29 protein-coding genes are annotated in these 21,954 nt (G+C 68.9%); all 29 read left to right on the top strand.

Features of this window, described 5'->3' with window-relative positions:
• Window positions 1-256: 256 nt before the first annotated feature.
• The 29 genes from MZC64_RS07680 (at window position 257) to MZC64_RS07545 (ending at window position 21,938) form a co-directional block, all read left to right on the top strand.
• A complete protein-coding gene (locus MZC64_RS07680; protein ID WP_247761212.1) occupies window positions 257-667 on the top strand; it encodes a hypothetical protein in 411 nt (136 codons plus the stop codon).
• Complete coding sequence (locus MZC64_RS07675) at window positions 654-893, top strand: hypothetical protein (RefSeq protein ID WP_247761210.1); 240 nt, start codon at window positions 654-656, stop codon at window positions 891-893. The genes MZC64_RS07680 and MZC64_RS07675 overlap by 14 nt, the downstream gene beginning before the upstream one ends.
• Window positions 890-1,720 (top strand): hypothetical protein, encoded by an 831-nt coding sequence (locus tag MZC64_RS07670; RefSeq protein ID WP_247761209.1) that lies wholly within the window; start codon window positions 890-892, stop codon window positions 1,718-1,720. The genes MZC64_RS07675 and MZC64_RS07670 overlap by 4 nt, the downstream gene beginning before the upstream one ends.
• Window positions 1,717-2,229 carry a hypothetical protein gene (locus tag MZC64_RS07665; protein WP_247761207.1) on the top strand — a complete coding sequence of 171 codons (513 nt, stop codon included), beginning with the start codon at window positions 1,717-1,719 and terminating at the stop codon, window positions 2,227-2,229. The genes MZC64_RS07670 and MZC64_RS07665 overlap by 4 nt, the downstream gene beginning before the upstream one ends.
• Window positions 2,226-3,104 carry a hypothetical protein gene (locus MZC64_RS07660; RefSeq protein WP_247761206.1) on the top strand — a complete coding sequence of 293 codons (879 nt, stop codon included), beginning with the start codon at window positions 2,226-2,228 and terminating at the stop codon, window positions 3,102-3,104. The genes MZC64_RS07665 and MZC64_RS07660 overlap by 4 nt, the downstream gene beginning before the upstream one ends.
• A gap of 226 nt (window positions 3,105-3,330) precedes the next feature.
• On the top strand, window positions 3,331-3,852 hold the full coding sequence (locus MZC64_RS07655; protein ID WP_247797665.1) for a hypothetical protein: 522 nt from the start codon (window positions 3,331-3,333) through the stop codon (window positions 3,850-3,852).
• Between the two features lie 96 nt (window positions 3,853-3,948).
• Window positions 3,949-4,461: a hypothetical protein gene (locus MZC64_RS07650; RefSeq protein ID WP_247761202.1), complete on the top strand. Its 513-nt coding sequence runs from the start codon at window positions 3,949-3,951 to the stop codon at window positions 4,459-4,461.
• Window positions 4,462-4,655: 194 nt separating this feature from the next.
• Complete coding sequence (locus MZC64_RS07645) at window positions 4,656-5,420, top strand: hypothetical protein (protein ID WP_247761201.1); 765 nt, start codon at window positions 4,656-4,658, stop codon at window positions 5,418-5,420.
• 77 nt (window positions 5,421-5,497) lie between these two features.
• On the top strand, window positions 5,498-6,121 hold the full coding sequence (locus MZC64_RS07640) for a hypothetical protein (protein ID WP_247761199.1): 624 nt from the start codon (window positions 5,498-5,500) through the stop codon (window positions 6,119-6,121).
• Window positions 6,122-6,345: 224 nt separating this feature from the next.
• Window positions 6,346-6,561, top strand: a complete 216-nt coding sequence (locus MZC64_RS49075; protein WP_374205687.1) for an HNH endonuclease — start codon at window positions 6,346-6,348, stop codon at window positions 6,559-6,561.
• Window positions 6,562-7,031: 470 nt separating this feature from the next.
• On the top strand, window positions 7,032-7,670 hold the full coding sequence (locus tag MZC64_RS07635) for a protein Mom (RefSeq protein ID WP_247761198.1): 639 nt from the start codon (window positions 7,032-7,034) through the stop codon (window positions 7,668-7,670).
• A 21-nt stretch (window positions 7,671-7,691) separates the two neighbouring features.
• Window positions 7,692-8,129, top strand: a complete 438-nt coding sequence (locus MZC64_RS07630; RefSeq protein WP_247761197.1) for a hypothetical protein — start codon at window positions 7,692-7,694, stop codon at window positions 8,127-8,129.
• Entirely contained in the window at window positions 8,119-9,795 is a 1,677-nt protein-coding gene (locus MZC64_RS07625; protein ID WP_247761196.1) for a Terminase, read from the top strand. Before MZC64_RS07630 ends, MZC64_RS07625 begins: the two co-directional genes overlap by 11 nt.
• A 19-nt stretch (window positions 9,796-9,814) precedes the next feature.
• Window positions 9,815-11,122: a phage portal protein gene (locus tag MZC64_RS07620; protein WP_247761195.1), complete on the top strand. Its 1,308-nt coding sequence runs from the start codon at window positions 9,815-9,817 to the stop codon at window positions 11,120-11,122.
• 8 nt (window positions 11,123-11,130) lie between these two features.
• A complete protein-coding gene (locus MZC64_RS07615; protein ID WP_247761193.1) occupies window positions 11,131-11,937 on the top strand; it encodes a hypothetical protein in 807 nt (268 codons plus the stop codon).
• Window positions 11,820-12,389 carry a hypothetical protein gene (locus MZC64_RS07610; protein ID WP_247761192.1) on the top strand — a complete coding sequence of 190 codons (570 nt, stop codon included), beginning with the start codon at window positions 11,820-11,822 and terminating at the stop codon, window positions 12,387-12,389. The genes MZC64_RS07615 and MZC64_RS07610 overlap by 118 nt, the downstream gene beginning before the upstream one ends.
• A 27-nt stretch (window positions 12,390-12,416) precedes the next feature.
• On the top strand, window positions 12,417-13,310 hold the full coding sequence (locus MZC64_RS07605) for a P22 phage major capsid protein family protein (RefSeq protein WP_247761190.1): 894 nt from the start codon (window positions 12,417-12,419) through the stop codon (window positions 13,308-13,310).
• A 47-nt stretch (window positions 13,311-13,357) separates the two neighbouring features.
• On the top strand, window positions 13,358-13,771 hold the full coding sequence (locus tag MZC64_RS07600) for a hypothetical protein (RefSeq protein WP_247761188.1): 414 nt from the start codon (window positions 13,358-13,360) through the stop codon (window positions 13,769-13,771).
• On the top strand, window positions 13,768-14,103 hold the full coding sequence (locus MZC64_RS07595) for a hypothetical protein (RefSeq protein ID WP_247761187.1): 336 nt from the start codon (window positions 13,768-13,770) through the stop codon (window positions 14,101-14,103). Before MZC64_RS07600 ends, MZC64_RS07595 begins: the two co-directional genes overlap by 4 nt.
• Window positions 14,103-14,384 carry a DUF5403 family protein gene (locus MZC64_RS07590; protein WP_247761186.1) on the top strand — a complete coding sequence of 94 codons (282 nt, stop codon included), beginning with the start codon at window positions 14,103-14,105 and terminating at the stop codon, window positions 14,382-14,384. The genes MZC64_RS07595 and MZC64_RS07590 overlap by 1 nt, the downstream gene beginning before the upstream one ends.
• Window positions 14,381-14,812: a hypothetical protein gene (locus tag MZC64_RS07585; RefSeq protein WP_247761184.1), complete on the top strand. Its 432-nt coding sequence runs from the start codon at window positions 14,381-14,383 to the stop codon at window positions 14,810-14,812. Before MZC64_RS07590 ends, MZC64_RS07585 begins: the two co-directional genes overlap by 4 nt.
• A gap of 13 nt (window positions 14,813-14,825) precedes the next feature.
• Window positions 14,826-15,410 carry a hypothetical protein gene (locus MZC64_RS07580; protein ID WP_247761182.1) on the top strand — a complete coding sequence of 195 codons (585 nt, stop codon included), beginning with the start codon at window positions 14,826-14,828 and terminating at the stop codon, window positions 15,408-15,410.
• A gap of 44 nt (window positions 15,411-15,454) precedes the next feature.
• Window positions 15,455-15,844, top strand: coding sequence for a hypothetical protein (locus MZC64_RS07575; protein ID WP_247761181.1), 390 nt, complete (start codon window positions 15,455-15,457; stop codon window positions 15,842-15,844).
• Window positions 15,845-15,900: 56 nt separating this feature from the next.
• Window positions 15,901-16,146 carry a hypothetical protein gene (locus MZC64_RS07570; protein ID WP_247761179.1) on the top strand — a complete coding sequence of 82 codons (246 nt, stop codon included), beginning with the start codon at window positions 15,901-15,903 and terminating at the stop codon, window positions 16,144-16,146.
• A gap of 152 nt (window positions 16,147-16,298) precedes the next feature.
• Window positions 16,299-18,494 carry a hypothetical protein gene (locus tag MZC64_RS07565; protein ID WP_247761177.1) on the top strand — a complete coding sequence of 732 codons (2,196 nt, stop codon included), beginning with the start codon at window positions 16,299-16,301 and terminating at the stop codon, window positions 18,492-18,494.
• A gap of 18 nt (window positions 18,495-18,512) precedes the next feature.
• Entirely contained in the window at window positions 18,513-19,370 is an 858-nt protein-coding gene (locus MZC64_RS07560; RefSeq protein WP_247761175.1) for a phage tail family protein, read from the top strand.
• Between the two features lie 28 nt (window positions 19,371-19,398).
• Window positions 19,399-20,424, top strand: coding sequence for a hypothetical protein (locus MZC64_RS07555; RefSeq protein ID WP_247761173.1), 1,026 nt, complete (start codon window positions 19,399-19,401; stop codon window positions 20,422-20,424).
• 128 nt (window positions 20,425-20,552) lie between these two features.
• Window positions 20,553-20,789 (top strand): hypothetical protein, encoded by a 237-nt coding sequence (locus tag MZC64_RS07550; protein WP_247761171.1) that lies wholly within the window; start codon window positions 20,553-20,555, stop codon window positions 20,787-20,789.
• A 63-nt stretch (window positions 20,790-20,852) separates the two neighbouring features.
• A complete protein-coding gene (locus MZC64_RS07545) occupies window positions 20,853-21,938 on the top strand; it encodes a hypothetical protein (protein ID WP_247761169.1) in 1,086 nt (361 codons plus the stop codon).
• Window positions 21,939-21,954: the final 16 nt, after the last annotated feature.

The raw sequence follows: 21,954 nt of genomic DNA, 5'->3' as shown, positions 1-21,954 counted from the left end.
CACCCTGTCCCGTCCGACCGCGCCGGTCCGCGCCCGTTGCAGGGAGGTCACCTCATGCTGCCCGAACGCCCTCTGGGCGGAGCCACCTTGGCGGTGTGGCTCTCGCTCATACCCTGCGGCCGACAGTCCTCCGCGGACGGTCGGCCCTCCGGTCCAGAAAGTCCACAACGGACTGTAGTCGCCGCCAGGAGGGCGGCTTTCTATGCCACACAACGATTCCAGGCCGACTGAGCCACGCGGCGAACAGACGCCGGTCGTGCTAGCGACCCTGGTCACACAGATCACCGACCACGTTGCGGCCGCTCCGCCGGACCTCGCCGAGACGACCTCGGCGATTACCGCGCTGCTCGTGGCCGAACCCCGCAACCGCGACGACGTGGCCGCCGTGGTCGAGGCCATTCTCGACGACGCGCTCGGCGACCCGTTCCGCGAGACCACCGCCAACCGATGGCGCGCGCTGGTGCCCCGCTGGGTCCACCGGCCGATGCTGGGCGCGACGGTCCGGCGGATGGTGGAACTCGAACTGCTCGTGCCGACCGGCCGCTACGTCCACTGCACCGACGCGTCCGCGCGCAACACGAACAAGCTCCAGCCGATCTACGCCTTGGACCTGATCGCGCTCCGCGAGCACCAGGCCGATGAGGCGGTGACCGATGCTGCCTGCTGACCAACACCACGATGCCGAACAGGTTCGCCGGTGCCTGCGCGGCGAACTGGTCGGCGAAGAGCTGACCCCACGCGGGCGGGAAATCCTGGTCACCAGCCTGCACTGCGCAGGCTGGCCCGATCCCCGGGTTGCCGAGATCAGCCGGATGTCCACCTACGTCGTCGCGCTGATCCGGACCCGGCTCGGCCTGCCCGCGCACCAGTTCGACGCGGGAGGTGTCCGGTGACCTGGTTCAAGGTCGACGACTCCCTTCCTGATCACCGCAAGGTCCGCAAAGCCGGAACCGCGATGGGGTTGTGGGTGCTCTGCGGCGCCTGGTCGTCACGCGCCCTCTCCGGCGGGTTCGTCCCCACCGACATCGCCACCCGGTACGGCACGGCCCGGCAGGCTGCCCGCCTGGTCGCCGCCGGCCTGTGGGTGCCCGCGGTGGACGGCGACGAGGAGGGTTGGCAGTTTCACGACTGGTCCGACTACCAGCCCTCCCGCGAAGAAGTTCTGGGCCGCCGCCGGGCTGCGGCTGACCGCCAGGCCCGTAGCCGAGCACGCAGGTCCGGCCAGGACGTCACGCGTGACGAGGACCGCGGTCACGCCTCCCCCGACCCGACCCGGCCCGACCCGGATGGTTCTTACGCTGATCGGGCGGGATCTGTTGCTGTGCCGGACCGATGGGCCGCCGCCCCTCCCAGTGCACGCCGTCGGATGCCTGGCCCGGATCACATGCAGGCCGCCGTGAGCCTGGTCGCCGAGCTGGTACCGACCCAGCCCAGCGCGGTGACCAGCCGCCTGGTCGACGAGTCGGCGCGGCTGCTGGCCGAGGGCCTCGGCGTCGACCAGGTCGGCCACGGCTTGCGGCTGTGGGCCACCAAGGCGGTCGGGGCAGGTCTGTTGCCCGAGATCGTGGGCGAGGCGATGCGGGCGCCAACCGGCAACCCGTCCAAGACCTCCACCACCGACTCCAGGGTCAACGCCGCGCTCAAGCTCGCCGAGCGATTCGCGGCGGAGGAGAGCGCCCCCGCGACCCGCGTCGCCGAGCTGCAGGAGGGCCCGCGGTGACCCCGATGGGCCTCTCCGAGGCAGCCCGGCTGCTCGCCCTGGCCGCCGCCTACGACCAGCGCACGGTGGGCGAGGCCGACGTGTTGGCCTGGCGCACGGCACTGTGCGGCACGTCCTTCGCCGAATGTGAATCGGCCATCCTCGCCCACGTCCGGCGGGAGACCGTGCGCGTAACCCCGGCGCACATCCTCGACCGCGTCCAGGCCGACCGGCGAATGCGGGCCGACCGGCGGGCGGCGCTCCCCACCGGGGCCGATCGCGCCACCGCCGCCGAGGCTGCCCAGCGAGGGCTTGCGCTCATCCGCGAACAGATGGGCTGGCCAGCCCCGTCGACGGCCCAGCTCACCGCGCTGGAACGGCCATGTCCGCACCCGGGGTGCCAGGCCGTGGCCACGGTGTTGTGCCGCCGGGTCGGCTCGCTGCGGCTGGCTCGGGTCCTCGGCCGCGCCGGTGCCGTCCGCCTCCACCCGTCCCGGTTCAACACGACCCGCCAGGAGGTCACTGCGTGAGCACCACGATCGACCGTGAACGGCCCGCATGCGTCCTGGGATGCCGGACGGCATCCGGAACGCCCTGGCTCGCCCAGCACGGCTACCTGACCTGCGACCCGTGCGCGACCGAGCTGCGGTCCGCCCTGGGCGAGATCGTCGACCTCTACGCCCTGCTCGACGACGCACTGATCCCGGGCACCACCGGCCCCACCGGCACTAGGGGCGCGCCCGGTTTCGGTAGCCGGTCACCGGCCAATGACGCGGTCATCGTCGCCACCGACATCCGTACCCGGCACGAGGAGGAGGGCGACCCGCATTCGGTCCTGGCCGTCATGTCGAGCTGGGCGGACAACATCATCGAGTACACCGGCGCGCCAGAGCGGTCCGGCCCGGCCACCGTGGCGGGCGAAGTCCGGGTGATCATCAAGCACCTGGACTTCGTCACCAAACAGCTCTGGGTCGTCGATCTGGCCGAGGAAATCTATGCCCTGCAACGGCAACTGCTGGCCACGCTCGGCCTCCAGGAACGCTCGGTACCGGTTGGGACCTGCCCCGCTCGGGTGCCGGACCCCGGTTCGGCGCACCTGGTGGTGTGCGGCCAGCAGCTTCGCGTTCGGCTGCACAGCGAGCGGATCACGTGCCGCTCGTGCGGGGCGGCGTGGCCGCGGGAACGCTGGGATGACCTGCGGTTCCAGATGGGGGGACCCGCGGTCATAGAGATCGCCTCGTTCACGGTGTGGCTCCGCGTGCCCAGCGGCACCTTGCGCCGGTGGCGGCATGAGGACCAATGGCACAACTACGGCAACCGAAGCCGGGCGCTGTACGCCCGCACGGATGTACTGGCCTCATGGCAACGGAGGGGGCGTAGCCGGGTGACGGCTCCAGCCGGCTGATTCCGGCGCGAGGCCCGCGCAGTCCTAAAAGGACCGTTCAGACCGCGGGCCTCGCTACTCCCACTTCTCAACCGCGATCAGAAGGAGACCCGGCAAGCCGGGCTGCCCCAGTTTAGGTGACGCGGGACACTCTTGCGCAGCGCGCAGCGTTCCGGATATAGTTTGTGACGTCGGCAAGGGATTCAGACCCCGGCCCCGACACCACAACCGCGATCAAAGGAACTCCATGAGCAGGTATCGCAGTAGCGAGAAGACCCCAAGTCCAAACCAGTTGGGCAGCACACAGGTAGTCTCCAATTGGGCCGGACACCTGGGGCGCATCAATTGGCCCTCTCCCATGTCCAGCGTCCGGCGGGATGAATTCGGCGAACCTGTAATTTCCACTCCTGGCCTGATGATCCACGTATCGGACATGACGGTCTCCCATAGCTTGGGCTGGCACCTCAACCGGAGAATCTTCTCCAACCTTGCGGCCACCTATCGTGGACGCGTGCCGTTCTTCTCCGAAGAACCGATTGTCTTCTCTCAGGTCTACTTCCGTGAGCCGACTAACATCGCTTGGGGCATGTCCACCGACGACGCGGCAAACAAGGTCGGAATGATCCACCTCGGCCCCATCCGGCTGAGGTTCTGGGATCAGGACGGTCTTGACTGCTGGCAGTCACTCTGGCGAATCTTCGACCACACCCCAGGCCACTGGCACGGCAATCCCTGCAACTGCCACCAGGATCTGTGGACCAACCACTGATTAAGTAGGACGGTCGGGGTGAGCAAACCTCACCCGACCGTCCCGCCTCCAAACCGGCTTCAGACCCGGTGAGACCAACCGCGAACTGAGGATCAGATGACGTTTATCGTCTGGGGAGAAAACGGCAGTCACTATGAGCCGCAGGTCTCAAATGTCACCATTCGATGCACTGACTACAACTACGAATGGCATCACAGCCGTTGCTACGGCGGCGGCCGATGTGAGATCAACTTCGCCGATGGCGTTACATTCACCCACTGCGACCAGGACCTGATCGCAAGAGTTGGCAAATACTGCAACAAGTACGGCCACCTGTTCACCTCACTTCCCGTGGTCGCACCAGATATTCCGATCATCTTTGGCCACCACGGCGCAGATGGGATCTCAGTAGAAGTCAACTGGGACACTAACGATCTGCCCTTACTGAGAGTGCGACTCATTGAAGCGACTCGACACAAGATGCGGCACGTCAGCTTCAGAATCGGACAGATTGCCTGGGAGTTCTACGATCAGAACGCCTTCACCTCTTGGCAAGCAGCCTGGGCTGATTGCTGGCACCTGCGAGAGCCAAACCCGGATGCGCCGATGTGGCACAAGTTTTCCAGCTAGCCGGGAAGACCTGACACCGGAATGACCAGACTGGTGGGGGTGGCCGATCGATCGGCTACCCCCACCAGCAGGCCAGAAGTGACCCTCGACACGCTTCCATCTGCGCTGCGTTCCGGATATAGTTAGTGACGTCGGACAGGGACTTCAGACCCCCGAACCGACACCACAACCGCGATCACGACAGAGAAGGAACCATGGCCAACACCACCCCCATCGACCGCGCCAACGCGAAGATCGCCATGCTGATCAACAAGATCCAGGACCCGGCGACTCCCGATCTCGACGCCCAGCTCAACATCGCCCTCGCGGCTGAGCTGTCCGAGCGGGCAACCGTCGCCGTCGCCACCCAGCGAGCCAAGGCCGGTCGCCGACCGGAGAACCTGGTGGACTGGGACTTCGAGGTCACCGGCCAGGGCCACCACGGCAAGGGTCGCGCCGCGATCCCCTTCCGCATGGCTCAAGCCCTTGGCTGCCAGCCGATCCACCTCGACAACGTCCTCGACTCGACTCCGCGCACGGTCAGGATCGTCGGACCGGCGAGCACGATCGCGTTCATGAAGCTCCTGTTCCCAGTGCTCATGGCGGAAGCGGAGCGCCGTGGCGAAGCAGCGACCGAGATGTACATGAAGACCACCGGCAAGGACATCCCCAAGGAGAAGAGCCAGCGTGGCCGTGCGCGGCGGGACTTCTTCCGCTCGTACCTCAAGGGATTCGGTCTCGGCACCGCCATCAAGACCGCGCAAGCGCTCCGGGCCCTCGACGAGTCTCTCGCTGGCAAGGCCAGTGCAGGGATCATGAAGAGTGACCGCGACCGGATCGCGACCGCGTTCAAGAAGCGGTTCCCCGAGTGCAGGACCCTCAGCGCGGACACCCTGCACGAGGACGGATTCGAGGCCGGACTACAGGGCAGCAATCCCAAGCTGGTCACCAGCGACGAGCGGACGCCAGCTAAGAAGTAGCTGACCTGGGTGCCCCGGTTCCACACCAGGAACCGGGGCACACTTGTCACCGTTACCGCCGACACCAGGGAGAAACCGTGATCCCAGCCGGACACCACGCGACCGACTGGCGTGGCATTGCCGTCCTGTGGGGACTCAGCGAGAGCCAGGCCCGCCGCAGGAAACCATGGGCCGACCCCGCTCACCCGCCAGCGTTGACCGGCGACCGGCCGACCGGACCCAAACGCCCGCGGCTCTGGGATCACGACCAAGCCGCGGCCTACGCCAGCGGGACGCAGATCCCGGAGCTGCCGGACGTCAAGCACCCGCGCGATCTCCTCAACGCTGAGGAAGCTGCGGCCGAGCTGAACATGCGCACGGAGACGTTGACGCGGTACCGGCGCATGGAAACCGCCCGGGACAAGGAATCTGGCGAAGTCACCCTGGTGGCTGCCCACGACAAAGAGGTCTTCGGCGAACGGTACTGGTATCGGTCGACGGTCGAACGTTCCGGCAGCGACCGCGCTGCCCGCCGAGGTGAGCCACACGGCGGGCGCCCTCCCGGGCGAGGACGGATCGACGTCGACACCGGGGTACGCGAGTACCTCGAAGAGGTTGCTGCGCAAGGAAAAACAGCGGACGGGAAGGAACTCGCGGCGAGGTTGGGCATCTCGCACTCAACGGCGCTGCGACGAATCCGTGAACACGAATCCGCTACGTAGGGTTGCGCCCGACCTGCACCGAACGTAGTGTTCCTCATGTTGGTGTCGTCTATCCCCCCTGACGGCCCTGGCGAAGCCTGAAGTGCCCCAGTCTCTCTCCCCCCTGAGACTGGGGCACTTCTGCGTCAGCCGGTAGCCCTGCCTCAAGGGGGTCGCCGGTCGCCTGGTCATCGAGCCGCCGCGCCGAACGGCTACCGCCGAACTGGTCCAGCCTCCGCAAGCGAATCCTGCGCGCCGAACCAATCTGCCGGGTCTGCTCCTACCGGCTGGCCACCGAGGTCGATCACATCGTGCCCGGCGACGACCACCGGCCGGAGAACCTTCAGTCGATCTGTTCGCCTTGCCACAGAACGAAAAGCGCCCGCGAGGGCGGCCAAGCATCAGCCGCCCAACGCATCCCTGCCCAACGCCCGGCTGTCCGCCATCCTGGCCTGATTTGAGAGGTCTCCCCGATCCAAATCCGTCTACTTGCTCCGGTCGGAGGACGTGCCGAGGGCACCGTGTTCGACCACGATGAGGCCGCCGCGACCTGGCTGATCAACGCAGGCTACGCCGAAGCGGTCGACGAGCCGTCCAGCTCTTCGACCAGGCCGACGAACACCAGCTCCGCGCGCCGTGGGGGTGGGGGGTGACTCCCTCTTAGAACAGCCCCTATCGGTATGTCATAGCGACCCGCGGTCTGTACGAAACTCGGAGATTTTTGGCCCCAACTCCGGCCACGTGGCGGCCGTCCCCTTGCCCCTTGTCCCTGCCGAATCGAGCCTGCCCCTGCCCAACCCACTCGACCTGATCGACACCAGCCCACAGCCCGCCTCCAGCGTTCCGCGGCTCGACCGGTTCGACCCGCCGAAGCGCCCGAAGAACCCGCGATTGCAGATGCCGGCATTGGACCTCGGGGGTGCGGGTGAGCATGCCGACTGAGTTCCTGGTCGCCCCCTGCACCCGTGCGGCAGCCCGGTACGCCGTGGAGAACTGGCACTACAGCAGGTCGATACCCGTCTCAAAGCTCGCGTGCTTCGGGCTGTGGGAAGCCGCGAAGTTCACCGGGGCCGTGGTCTACGGACGCGGCGCAACCAGCGCACTGGGCAGGCCCTACGGGTTGTCGCAGACCGAATGCGTCGAGCTGGTGCGGGTCGCCCTCACCGACCACGCCACCCAGGTCAGCCAGGTACTCGCCGAATCCCTGCGGCAACTCCGCGCCACAACCCCGGGTCTCCGGCTGGTCGTGTCCTTCGCGGACAGCGGCCGGAACCACCACGGCGGGATCTACCAGGCCACCAACTGGATCTACACCGGAACCACGAACTCCCAGGACTGCTACTACGTCGTTCACGGCCAGCGAATCCACGGCCGGTCGTTCCGCACCAGGTACACCCGGCTGACGATGCCTGGTGAATCCGCGCTCGACTACGTCCGCCGAGCCGTCGACCCGGACGCTCATCGGCTCACCGAAGTCCCGGTGAAGCACCGCTACCTCTTCCCGCTCGACAAGGCGATGCGCCGCCGGGTCGCGCACCTGGGACGGCCCTACCCGAAGCGCTCTGGCTGACGCTGACCGAAAGGAGGGCGCATGGCGATCACTGGTCGGCCGCCCTCTGAACGGCCACGCAACCGCAACGCCAAGGTGCACGACTGGACCTTGGTGGACGCCGTGCCGTTCGCGGGTCCGAGCCCCGAGCTGCCGGAGCTGGACGACGGCTGGCACCCGCAGACGCTCGCGTGGTGGGGCGCGGTGCGGTCCATGCCTCACTGCCGCCTGTGGACCGACACTGACTGGCAATTCGCCATCGAAACCGCGTTGCTGTCCAACGAGTTCTGGCACGGCGAACCCGCCCGCGCCGCCGAGCTGCGGCTCCGGGCGGGCAAACTCGGGATCACCCACGAGGACCGTCTCAAGCTGCGCATCCGGTACGTCGACCCGCCCAGCAAAGCGCCGGCGGTTTCCGCAGCGCCCGCGGAGGTGACCCGGCTGGACGAGCGGCGCCGGAGGCTCGCCGGTGCCCCGTGAGCTGGTCTACGCCCCGGGGCACAACCGAACCCGTTCGCTCGGCTGGCTCGCCGCGGCGTGGGTGGAGCACTGGGCGGTCCACGGACCGGGTGACGTCCAGGGCGACGAGGTCGAACTCGACGATGAGTTCGCCGGGTTCCTGCTCGATACCTACTCGCTCTCCGAGCAGGGGCGGCGGCTGTACTCCCGGGCCGCGCTCGTGCGGGCCAAGGGCCGCGCCAAGTCGGAGCTGGCCGGATTCATCGGCCTATTCGAGGCGCTCGGTCCGGCCCGGTTCGCCGGATGGGCTCAGGGCGGCGAGGTGTTCGAGCACAACGGGTTCGTCTACACCTACGCCCCCGGTGAACCCATGGGCAAGCGCATCACCTACCCCTACATCCGTTGCCTGGCAACGGAAGAGTCGCAGACCGGCAACACCTACGACGTCATCCACTTCAACCTGGCGCAAGGCCCGCTCGGGGAGGACCTGCCGACCGGCGCAGCCGGACTGACCCGCATCCTGCTGCCGGAGGGCGGCGAGATCGTCCCGTCCACGGCCAGCTCTTCAGCCAAAGACGGCGGCAAGGAGTCCCTTGCCATCTACGACGAACCCCACCTGTACATCACGCCGGAGCTGCGCCGGATGTACCGGACGGTCGACCGGAACCTACGCAAGCGCAAGGCGGCCGAGCCGTGGGGGCTGCTCACCTCGACCATGTACCAGGTCGGCCAGGAATCGACCCTGGAACGCGTGCACGCCCAGGCCGACGCCATCCGCGAAGGGCGGACCCGTGCGTCCCGCCTCCTGTGGGACTACCGGCACGCCCCGGCCCAGATTGACCTGACCGACATGGACTCGATCGTCGAAGCGCTGACCGAGGTTTACGGCCCGGCCGCGGCCTGGATGGACCTGCCGGGCATCGTCACCGACGAGTTCTGGGACCTCACCAAGGATCCCGAAGACTCAGCCAGGTACTTCCTGAACCTGCGCGGCACGGCTCGGACAGCGTGGGCCAAGGCCACCGAATGGGACCCGTGCTACGCCGCAGACGTCCCGCCGGTGGCCGACGGCGACACGGTGGCGATGATGTTCGACGGCAGCAAGAACGATGACTCGACCGGCTTGATCGCGGTGCGGATCTCCGACGGCCACCCCGCGGTGCTGCACCTACAGGAACGGCCGGAAGACCTTGCACCACAACAGGTCTGGGAGGTCGATCGCGCTGAAGCTGACCTCGCTGTGCGCACCGCGTTCGAGCGGTTCAACGTGGTCGCGTTCTTCGCCGACGTCCGCGAGTTCGAGTCCTATGTGGATGCCTGGGCTCAGGACCTCGGCGCAGACCTGCTGATCGAGGCCACCACCGGCCGCGGCCGAAACGCCGTCGCGTTCGACATGCGCGGCCACATCCAGGAGTTCACCCAAGCCACCGGCCGCGCGTTGATCGACATCCGGGACCGCACCCTGACCCATGACGGCGATCTGAGGTTGCGGCGGCATGTCCTCAACGCGCGCCGGTCTCCTAACAGGCACGGCGTGTCGATTTCCAAGGAGAGCAGAGAGTCCCCGCACAAGATTGACCTCGCCGTCTGTCTCATCGTCGCCCGCTATGCCCGCCGCCTGGTTCTCGCCTCGCCCACATGGGCGAAACGGCAACGCCGCCGCGGGCGGCTCCGCGTGTTCACCTGACCGGGTAAGGGGGTGAGCGGTGACGCTGAGCCAGACCGACGCCTCCGACACTGCCGGACGGTTGCGGGCGATGTGGCCGGACCAGGCCCGCAACGAACGGGTTCTCCGCTACGTGCGAGGCGACCACGATCTACCCTTCGCGCCGCGCAACGCCCGCAACCACTACCGCTGGACCCTGGAGAGGTCGCGCACGAACTGGTGCAAGCTGCTGGTCTCCCTGATCTCGCAGAACCTGTTCGTCGACGGTTTCCAGTCCGAGCGAGACGAGACGGCCCCCTGGTCACACTGGCGGGCAAACCGGATGGCTCGACGACAGTCCGCCGTCCACCGCGCCGCGCTCACCTTCGGGCAAGCATGGGTCACCGTCTTGCCGGGCAACCCGAGCCCAGTGATCCAGGGGGTGTCGCCCCGCTCGTTCACCGCGGTCTACGGCGAGGAGTCCGACGAGTGGCCGGTGTACGCCCTGCGGCGATCCCAATCGTGGACGCCGTCCGGGCCGCGCACGCTCTACCGGCTCTACGACGACCAGGCCGTCTACTACCTGGGTGAGCAGGGCACGGGCGAGCTGGCCTACGTCGAGCACCGCACGCACGGACTCGGCGTGTGCCCGGTGGTGCGCTTCGTCGACGAGAGCGACCTCGACGAGTACTCGCCGGGCGTCGTCGCGCCGATCATCGATATCCAGGACCGGCTGAACTATGCGACGTTCCTGTTGCTGATGAGTGCCGAGCATGGCGCGCACCGGCAACGGTGGGCCGCGGGCCTGGAGCTGGACGACGGCGAGGAACCGCCGATCGGCCCCGACCGGCTGCTCCACAGCGACTCGCCGGAGACCCGGTTCGGTTCGTTCGAAGCAACCGACCTCGGCGGCCACGTCGCCGTGCTCGAACAGATCCTTCGGCATCTCGCCAGCGTCACCCAGACTCCGCCGCACAGCCTGCATGGCGCGTTGACCAACATCGCCGCGGACGCGCTCGACGCGGCCGAGGCCGGTCTTCAGCGCCGGGTTGGCGAGCGGCGGACCAGCAACGGTGAGTCCTGGGTGCAGGTGCTGCGGCTGGCGTGTCTGGCCGACGGGGACACCGCCGGATGGACGGACAGCACCGGCGCGGTCCGCTGGCGGGACACAACCACGCGGTCGCTGGCCGCGCTGGTCGACGCCTGGGGCAAGGCCGTCCAGATGCTCGACGTCCCAACCCGCGCTACCTGGGAACGCCTGCCCGGGGTCACCGACACCGATGTACGCCGGTGGGAGTCCATGCCGAAACCCGCCGACGGTCACACCCTGCTGGCCAACAGCCTCGCCCGCGCCACCGACTTCGACTAGGGGTAACCATGGCCTCAACGACCGCGGGCTTGCTTGCCACGCAAGCACATCGGCGCGACACCGTCCGGCGCTCCGCGCTTGTCGTGCGCGAGGTGCTCGGGTTGTGGACGATGCTGGACCCCCTCAAGCTCGACAAGACCAGCCCGGCCTGGTTGCGCCTGATGCTCGACCTGCTCGATCCGCAACGGCGTAGCTCCGCGGATTCCGCGCGGACCTACTACTCGGTGCTGCGCCGCGCCGAGGCCCCTTCCATCCGGCCGTTCACTGTGCCCAGCCCCCGTCAGCCGGATGCGTGGCGCGAAGCCGCGCGCACTTCGCTGTTGGTGACCGGGCCTATCGCGGTACGCCAGCTCGCGGCGCGGGGCATGGACCCGGCCGAGGCAGCCGACCAGGCCGCGCCCGGTGTGGCGGCCGCCGCCGCCCGGCACGTGGCCGCCGCCGGGCGGCGCACCATCGACACCGCGGTTCGGACCGACCCGGCCGCGATCGGTTGGCGCCGGATCACCGGGGCCGACCCGTGTTCGTTCTGCGCCATGCTGGCGAGCCGCGGTGATCTCTACCTGTCCAAGGACAGCGCCCAGTTCGCCGACCGGGGCGGCCGCCGTGAGCGGTACCACGACGGCTGCAACTGCGTACCCCAGCCTGTTTTCCGGCGCGGTGCGCCGTTGCCGGACGCCTCGGCCGCCGCCGCGCAACTGTGGTCGACGGTCACCAAGGGGCTGTCCGGCCGCGATGCCCGCAACGCCTTCCGCCGCGCACACGAAGCGCAGCAGCGATCACAACCCCCCACCGGATCGGTTCGAGGAGCACCCTGACCACGCCCACCCCATCCCCCGCCCCTGCCGCCGACGACCTCGCGGCCCTGCACCGCAAGATCGAGCAACTGACCGCCCAGCTCGCCACCGCCGAAGGCCAGCTCGGGCAGACCGCCGAACACCAGACGGCCCGTACCGCGGCTGAGGAGCGGGCCACCGTCGCCGAGGCCCGCCTCGGCCGGCTGCTGGCGGCCCGCGCCGCGGGCCTGCCGGACGCACTGGCCGAGCGGCTGAGCGGTTCCACTGAGGACGAACTCACCGCTGACGCGGCCGCACTGCACGCCCTCATCACTCCCGCCGCCCCTCCGGAACCGCCCGCCCCACCGGCAGCTCCGGCACCGCCGATCCCGCCCAGCCAGCCCGTTGAGGCACTGCGCCCGGCAGGCACCACCGATGCCAACCCCTCGATCGAGGACCCCGACTCGATCGCGAAGTTGGTCTACGGCGGGTAGTCCCACCCGTCAGCCGAAAGGACCTTATTGCCCAACGTCTTCCTTACGCCCAAGGCGATCTCGTCTGCGTCCATCGCAGCCCTGACCCATCAATCCGTACTCGCGGGCACCATCTGGCGGGATGCAGAATCGACCTTCGCGGGCCGGGTCGGCGACACCGTCACGGTGCGCACCGAGACCGTGCTCGGCGAGGCCCGCCGGTTCGTCCGCGCAGAGAACAAGCCGCTGGTCATGGACGAGCTGACCGAGACGTCCATTGACATCACCCTGGACGCCTACCTGTACAAGGGCGTCAACCTGCCGGATGAGCAGCTGACCCTGAACATCGGCGACTTCGCGCGGCAGGTCGCGCAGCCTCAGGCCAAGAGCGTCGCCGACAGCATCGAGGTCATGGTTGCCGCGCAGATAAACGCACTGACGTCGGGACTACCCATCAAGCCAGACGGGTCCGACCTGCACGCGGCCATCGTGGCCGCCGCGGTCATCCTGGACAAGGCCGGTGTGCCCGATGATGAGCGCTACCTCGCGATCAGCCCGGACGTGAAGGGGCTGTTGCTGGTCGACCCGCGCAACAAGCTGGTGCCCGCCGACGTCTCCGGTTCCCCTGCCGCGCTGCGCCGGGCGATCATTGGCGACTTGTACGGGTTCACCGTCCTCAAGAGCACCCGGCTGGCCGCCGGGTCCGCGTTGGCCTACCACCGCACTGCCTTCTCCCTGGCTACCCGTGCGCTCGATGTCCCGGCGGGCGCCACGTTCGGGCAGAGCGTCACGCACGGAGGTTTCGCGCTGCGGCTCATCCGCGACTACGACCCGATGTTCCAACAGGACCGGAGCGTTGTCTCGACCCTGGCTGGTGCAGGCACCATTCGCGACGGCGGCGCGGTCAAGCGCGCGGTCCGGCTGACGGCCGCCGCCGCCTGAGCACGCCCGCCCCGCCGCTGGCGAGCCTGGCGGAGTTACAAGGCCGGATGCGGCGCGCGATCATCGGCACCCCCGATGAGGTGCGCGCCGCATCCGCACTCGTCGACGCCTCGAACCTGGTGCGCGCCGAGGTTCCTCCGGCCAAGCTGGCTCCGATCCCGCCCGCAGTGGTCACCATCGTCTGCAAGGCCGCAGGAAGGGAAGTCAACAACCCCAACGGTTTCAGCGCCGAAACGGCCGGTGACTACAGCTACCGGCTTGGCGAGGCCGCGGTCACCGGGGTCTACCTCACCACCGACGAACTCGCCGTGCTCCGCAAGATCGCTGGCCGCTCCGGCCTGCGTTCCACCAGGACGCCCTACGGCGGGATCTACCACAGCCCGCCGCACACGGTCGTTCCGGTGATCTCCCCGGACGGGAGGCCAGCCGAGCCGATGCCCTGGTGGGAGGTGACCGATTGAGCGTGCTCGACTCCGGCCCGGAGACGGTCACGGTGTATCCAGCGGTCGAGGTCGTCGACGAGTACGGCCAAGCGGTCCGCGTCCCCGACCTGACCCGCCCGGTCACGGTCACCGATGTCCACCTGCACCCGGTCGCCTCTGCTGAATCCGCGGACCTCGGCCAGGTCGCCACGGCCCGATACCGACTGATCGCCCGCGCGGCGCCGGTCGGCCCGTGGGCGCGGGTGGACTGGCGCGGCCGGAGCTACGACGTCGTCGGCGAACCGGCCACGTGGCACGCGCCCGACCACCTCGCGCACGTCTCGGCGCTGATCCAGGCAGGGGGTACCTGATGGCTCGGGTCTACCGCAACATCGCCGACACCATGGCTCACCTGCCGGGCGTGGTCGAGGCGGTGGCCGAGGTCGCCGACGACATCGCCGCCCGCGCGAACGCGCTGCTCAACGAGCACACCGAGAGCGGCCGCGCGAGCATCGAGATCACCAGGGGGCGGACCGACTCCGTAGTCAGCCTGGTCGACCCGGCCGCCCTGTCTATCGAGTACGGCCACGCCGACCGTGCGGGCTACCCGGTGCAGGGCCTGCACATCATGACCCGGACCGCCGGCCTGTGACCGCGGAGCGGGTTACGCCGTTCCTGCCCGATGCCGACCAGCTCGTCCTGGCCGTGCTGCGCGCCGCGCTCCCCGAGCTGCCCGCCGCCGATGTTGCTCCGCTGCTGCCCGCCGACCTGGCCGACCGGCTCCGGCGGTTCGTCGCGGCCCGGCGCATCGGCGGCGCGGCACCCCACCCCGAGCTGCTCGACGAGGCCACGGTGGTCGTGGACTGCTGGGCCGCCAGCCGCGCCGACGCCGTCGAGCTGGGACGGCTCTGCCGCACCGCGCTCTACCTCGCCCACGCCCAGCAGCGCGTCACCGCACACGGCCACCTGGCCGGGTACCGCGAGTTGTCCGCACCGGCAGAGCTGCGCAGCGCGGGACAGGCCGGTCGGCTGCACCGAGTGCACGCCACCTACGCCCTGTTGATCCGCCCCCCGATTTGACCTGGAGACCCTCATGGCGCGCGACGCCACACAGACGTTCGTCCCTGGCGTCGGCGAGTTGTACACCGCTCCGCCCGGCACCCCCTACCCCGCCAATCCCGCGGCCCCTGCCGCACCCTGGGTGCAGGTCGGGCACACCAGCCGCGAGAACCCGTTGCAGACCAACAGGACCGGCGGCGAGGTCACGACCCAGGGTTCATGGCAGGACCCGGCGATGCGCACCAGCATCTCGCCGGTCACCTGGTCGGTCGCGTTCTCCCTGCTCCAATACGACCCGCCCAGTCTGAAGCTGTACTACGGGAGCAACTCCGCCGTCACCGCCGAAGGCCGGGTTCGTCCGCCGAAGACCCCGGTGCCGACCAGCGCCGCACTGTTCGTGCGGATCGTCGACGGTCGCCGCGAGCACTACCGGCACTACGACCGGACCGAGATCATCGCGGCCGACGCCGAGGAGTTCGACGTCGAGAAGCTGGCCGCACTCCCTGTCTCGGCAACGATTCTCGGCTTGGACGGACAGGACCACCTCGGCGAGATCACACCTCCTGCAGAACGACCCGCGGGTGCCACCGCGAACGGCCCTCGCCCCACCGGCGACTAGCCGCGCACCAATCTCGTTGGCAGACAACCGATCCGGGAGAACCGATGGCTGACCAGCCTGACATCATCGAACGCCTGAACACCGAAGCCCAGGGCGCGACCGCGCAGGCCCTGCCCCAGGACACTCCGGAGCTGCGGCCGTGGCTGGGCTTGCCTCGCCGCGACCGCGCCGAAGTGATCCGGCGGTTCACCTCGATTCGGCCGCACCTGGACAAGCTCAGCACCCCACCTACAACCGCAGACCAGGCCGAGGTGCTCGGCCAAGCCGCCGACGGGTACGCCCTGATGGCCGACATCGAGGACCTACTCGCCGTGGCGGCCGTCGACGAAAACATGTTCCGGTCCTGGGCACTAACCGCCACCGACGAGAGCCTGCTCGCGCTGTTCACGGTGATGGTGGACGGCCTGGGGGAAGCCGGGCGCTCGCCGAGCTGATCGAGCGGCACGGCGCGGCGGTCGAGTCCGATCTCCAGTTCTACTACCGGGTCGACTTGCGCGACCTGTGGCGGGCTGGGTCTGGGCTCACGCCGCGCCGGGTCCTCGTGCTCGTCGAGCATCTACCGCACGGCTCGGCCACCACGGCCGCGTTCTCCGGCGGGGCGCACCTGCGCGGCTGGACCCTGGATCGTCACCTGCTTGCGGGCATCTGGTCGGCCCTCTCCGGCCGGCCTGCGCCACACCCGGACCGGCCTGCGGGCGCCCGAACCGCGGCCTCGGTCGACCAGGCCCTGCCGTAGGCACGACCGGGCGGAGGTGAACGCTGACCTCCCCTGGTGGCAAGGAAGTTTCCCGCGTCTCCGTCCGGGTTCTGCCAGACACCTCGCGCGTCCTGGCAGAAACCCGGACCGCCATGGACAGGATCGAGCGGACGCTCCGGCTCGTCATCCCGGTGCACCTGGACGTCTCCGACGTTGCCGCCGACGCCCGGCGGCTCTCCGAGCAGATCGAACGCACATCCGAGGTTGAACTCGCCGCACAGCTCGACACCGACCGCGTTCGCGTCGAGTTTGCCCTGTTGCGCCAACAGCTTGAGCGGCAGGCACGGCCGATCGACATCCCGGTCCGGATCGACCGAAGCCGCCTCGACCAGCTTCGAACCAGCCTCGTGCGGGCAACCGGCGACCTGACCAAGTTCGGCCTGGCCGCCACGACCAACCTGGCCAAGTTCTCCATCGGCGCGGCGGCCGCGGCCGCCGCCGGTGGCTCGATCGTCGCAGTGCTGGGTGCGATGTCCACCGCCAGCGGCTCTGTCGCGATCCTGCCCGCCGTGCTACTGGCTGGAGCCGCCGCCTTCACCGCGATGTCGTTGGGAGCACAGGGATTCGGCGAGGCGCTCAAGGCCGTGGGCGACCCGGCGAAGTTCGCCGAGGCGATCGGCAAGCTCTCGCCCGCGGCACGCGCGGCGGCCGTCGCCGTGCGGGAGCTGGCTCCCGCGTGGCGCGAGCTGCGCATGGACGTGCAGGAGAAGCTGTTTTTCGGCGTGGGTGAACAGATCCGTGCCGTGGGCGGGACCTACCTGCCGCTGCTGAGGACCCAGCTCGCGGGCGTCGCCGATGCGCTGAACGACGGCGCGTTTGCCTTCACCGCCTTCGCGTTGCGGGCACAGACTGTCCGCGACGTTGAGCGGATCTTCGACAACAGCCGAACCTCGATTCGTCTTCTGGCAACAGGGATTGAACCGCTGCTCGCTGGTTTGCGGGATGTCGCCGCGGTCGCCTCAGACTTCCTGCCTGAGCTGGCCAGCGGCGCGGCCGAGGCGGCCAAGCGGTTCGGCGAGTTCATCGCCAAGGCCCGCGAGTCCGGCCGACTGCACGAGTGGATCAGTACCGGCCTGAACACCTTGCGCACCCTGGGCCAGATCATCGGCAACCTGATCGACGCCGTCAGCGCGGTACTCAGAGCAGGCCAGGCCACCGGCGGCGGCCTGCTCCAGGTGATCAACCAGATCACCGCGGCCGTGGCCGGGTTTCTCCGGTCGGCCGAGGGTCAGAACGCCTTGAGCGAGATGTTCTCCACCGTCTTCACCCTGGCCCAACTGCTCCTTCCGCTGCTACTGGAAGTCGCCCAGATCGTTGGAACCGTGGTCGCACCAGCGATCCGGCAGTTCGCCGAGGCCCTGCTACAGGGCGGCGGGCTGCACGAATTCCTGATCGCCCTGGGCGATGGGCTAGCCGGGCTGGCCGTCGCGGCAGGCCCGCTCGGTCAGGCGTTCTCCACCGTTCTTTCCGCTGTCTCGCCGCTGCTGCCCAGACTCGGCGAACTGGCTGGGCAACTGCTCAAGGGCCTGGCCGAGGCCATCGCCAACGTCGACTGGGACCCGCTGATCGATGACATGCTCGACGTCCTCGACTCAGCCGAGAAGATGATCGACCCGATCACCGATCTCATCTCCATGTTTCTAGGACTCCTGTCCGGGACGTCACCGCTGAGCATCGCCCTGGACGTGTTGTCCGTCGCCCTGCGTTTCGCTGGCGCTGCCCTCGACTTGGTGGCCGACATCGTGGACGGCGCGATCGAAGTTTGGGAGCGGTTCAGCAAGGCCGTCGGCATCACGGTGGACACGGTCAAGGACGACGTCCTTGACATGAGCTTCGCGACAGGCAATGCGCTGGACGACGTCGCCGACAGCTTTCTCCAGACGCAGCAAGGGATCGTCAACATCTTCTCGAACGCAGGGAACTTCCTGGTCGACGCCGGTCGGGCGATCGTGCGCGGGTTCATGCGCGGGATCGAGCTGATGTTCCCGGGGGTTCGCGCCCTGCTGGAACGGCTGACCGGGCTCCTCCCAGAGTGGAAGGGTCCCCCGAGCCGGGACCGGACCCTGCTGGTGGACAACGGCAGACTCGTCATGCGCTCGTTCCTGACCGGCCTGGAGTCCGGCGAGTCGCAGGTACGCGACTACCTCTCCGGGCTGACCGCGTCCCTGCCCGGCTTCGCGGGCACGGCCCGCACCGCGGAGCCCGCGGCCGGCCTGACCGGCGCCCACCGGGTCACGATCAACGTCTACCCGCAGCCGCACCAGAGCCCCGAGTCCATCGCCGCCCAGGTCGCCCGGCAGTGGGAGATGGAAGGGCGGTTGCTGTAGGTGTTGCGGGTTCGGTGGATGCTGGATGGCTTGCAGTTCAACGGAAACCCGGACCCGCTGGACTTGTGCACCTACGTCGTGGCCACCGAGACTGGCTGGTCGGGCTCGACCCGCGGGCGCGTCCCGCCGGCGGTTGGTGCCACCGAACCCGCCCGGGTCATCACCCTGTCCGGGTGGGTCGCGGCCCCGTCCTGGGAAGCGCGCCGCCGCGCCGAACTCCGCCTCGCCGCGCTGTGCGCGCTGGACCAGGACTACGAGTTGCGCTGCACGACCGAGTTGGGCGAGCGGGTGATGACCGTCCGGCGCGACGCCGAAACCACGGTCGCGATCCGCTCCGGCGGGTACGAACTGGACTTCTCCGTTCAGCTCGGTGCGCTCGACGGCCGCCGCTACGACGCGCAGCTCCAGAGCGCTGACACCGGTCTGGCCAACGGCGAGAACGGCGGCTTGGACTTCGAGACCGGTGGCGGCCTGGAGTTCGAGCCCACCGGCCTGGACTTCGGCCCGGCGGGCAGCAGCGGCCACGCCCGGGTGAGCACGTTCGGTACCGCAGCCACCTCGCCCAGGTTCGTCCTGGACGGACCGCTGACCCCACCGGTGACGATCAGCCGCCACGACACCGGAGCCCGCCTGGTCTACACCGCACCGATCGGCACCGGCGAGCGGATCGCAATCGACGTGCAGGACCGCACGGTGACCCTCGGCGGAACTACAACATCCCGCCGCCACAACGCGATCGTGCACGACTGGAACGCGCTGATCGTGCCTCCCGCCGGACTGAACGGTCCGGCCACCGTCGACTACGCGCTCTCCCACGGCGCGACCCCGAACACAACCGCCCGCCTCGCGGTCCAGTGGCGCGACGCGTGGCACTGAACCCGTTGATACGCAAGGAGATGAGACCGTGGCGCAGTCCCTGACCGGCCTGGGAGCCTGGGCGACCCAGCACCGGGTGAACAGCCGCGCCGCGCGCTACGCCCTGGGCGGACTGCTGGCCACCACCAACTCGACCACCCTCACCTGGGCGGACGGCGTGCTGCCCGGCACCAACAGCGGCGGCCTGATCACCGATCTGCAAGTGCTGCCTGACTCGCCCACGCCGTCGCTGGCCCTCCGGGTCCTGCCTGGCCAGTGCGTCATCTCCCGCCCCGGGCAAGGGCCATACCTGTGCACACTGGACGCCCTCGGCAGGATCACGCTCGATCCGGCCGACGGCGCGAACACCAGGATTGACCTCGTGGTCGCCCGCATCCTCGACGACCGGCTCGGCGACCCCCGCACCGAGTTCGTCATCGAGCCGATCACCGGCAGACCCTCCGGCACACCGCAGGCCCCCGACCTGCCGCCAGGCTCAATCCCTCTGGCCACGGTCACCGTCCTGCCCAACGCCACGCAGGTCACCGCGGTCACCGACCGCCGACGCTCCACCAAGACCCGGGGCAGCATCGGCACGTTGCTCCCTGGCGACACGATCAGCCAGTTCGGCTCGACAGTCGGCGACAGCCGCTACCGGGCGGGCCACCTCGAACACTGGGACGGCAACGGCTGGCGTGGCGGAAACCGCGTCGACACCTGGGACAGCTCGATTAACAGCGTCGCCAACCAGGTCGGCGCGGCCGAGCTGGCGCGGGTCAACGTCTCCGACCCGGGCTGGCCGTACCGGCTGCTGGTGCAGGCTAGCGCCGAACTCACAACGTCGCTGTGCCGCGCAGACCTCTCGATCAGGCTCGACTCGATGTCCGGCCCGGTCATCGCCGTGGGCGTCGGTCCGAACGATGGGTGGATGTGGGCACAGACCCAGATGCGCACCAGCTCAATCATCAGCGGCTCCCGCGCCGTCCTGCTTGTCGGCAACCGGGCCTTCGGCACTGGTACCTGGAACTCCGCGACGGTCAACGGTGCGCTGACCGTTCTCCGCCTACCCGCGTAGGAACGCTCCGACATGCGGGTGACGATGCCTCCTCCACGCGATGGCTGAACCGGTGCAGCCTCTGCCAGGCAGAGCGCCGATTCGCTATACCGGGAGATCAGGGTCGACAACGGGGAGGGTGGGAAACCATGGGCGTGCACAAGGGGGGCGTCATCGTTGTGGTCCCGGAGTTCAAGTGGGCACCCCGGTCCTCGATCGAGGTCCGCATGTCCGCACCAGGCAAACTCATGTCGACCGTCACCTGCCCCTGGCCGGGCGGCCCACTGGGAGACGCGCTCTGGGAGGAATACGCCCACTGGAACTTCCCCTATGTCCGGGTGGAGTTCTCCGGCGAGGACTCGCACATCGTTTCCCTTGTGACATAGACGGTTCAGCGATCGGCGCATCCTGCTCGCGAGGGGGGTTCGCTGAGCCCTGCCCCCTACCGCGTGCTCGTCGGGCACCTCCGCACCGGCCGAATCGTCGAAGAACTTCCCGGCGTGGTCGACTTCACCGACACCCTGTCCGACACCGGGTCCGCCCGGCTGTCCGTGCCACTGACTGCGGTCCCCAAGTCGGTGAACCTCGCCGGGGTCACCGCACCCTGGCGGACCTTCCTCGCCGTGGTGCGCGGCGCGGCCGTGCTGTGGGCAGGGCCGGTCATCACCCGTCGGCGCCCAATCGGCTCGGCCACCATCGAGATCGGCGCGGCCGGGCTGCTTGCCCTGTTCGACCGGCGAATCCTCGCCCGCACCGGACCGTGGTCGCCGACCGACGAGCAGGCCGACGTCGTGCTCAACGGCCTGAGTCTGGACGGCATCGCCGTCGAAGTCATGCGGGCCGCACTCAACCGGCCGGATGGCGACCTGCCGTTGGTCCTGCCGCGGGCCAGCCCCGGACCGCACTTCCGCCGGTACTTCGGTCACGAGCTGGCCAGCGCCGGGCAGCGCCTGCGCCAACTGAGCACATTGCGGGATGGACCCGACATCCACTTCGCCCCGCGGCTTCGGCCGGACGGGTCGGCGATCGAATGGGTTGCCCGCCTTGGCACACCCCATCTTGGCGCACCAACCGAGCATCACTTCGACTACGGCGCGGCCTTGCTGGACTGGGGTTTCGACGAGGACGGGGCGCGCATGGCCTCGCACGTGAGCGTGCCCGGCGACGGCGTCGAACGCGGCCGCGTCATCGGCCGAGCCAACACGGCCGACCTGGTCGAAGCCGGTTGGCCGCCGCTGGACCTGGTCGTCGGCGACTTCAGCAGCGTCAAGCACCAGTCCACTCTGGACTCCCACGCCCGCGCCTACGCCGAAGTGCTGGCGACCGGGGTGGTCACCGACACCGCCGTTGTCCGCGGTGACCTTGAACCGGCACCGGGCAGTTACCTCGTCGGCGACCACGTCGCCCTGACCCCACGTCCAGACCGCTGGACTCCGGCGGGCACCGTGCACCGCCGGATCATGCAGATCAGCAGCCGCCCTGGTGAACGCGATGAGCTGACGCTCAGTCTCGCCGAGGTGCCCGCCACCGTATGAAGGGAACAACCGTCCC

Source organism: Crossiella sp. S99.2, from assembly GCF_023094165.1.
GTDB lineage: Bacteria > Actinomycetota > Actinomycetes > Mycobacteriales > Pseudonocardiaceae > Crossiella.
The sequence above is the reverse complement of the archived record's forward strand: the minus strand, read 5'-3'. Positions and strand labels throughout refer to the sequence as shown.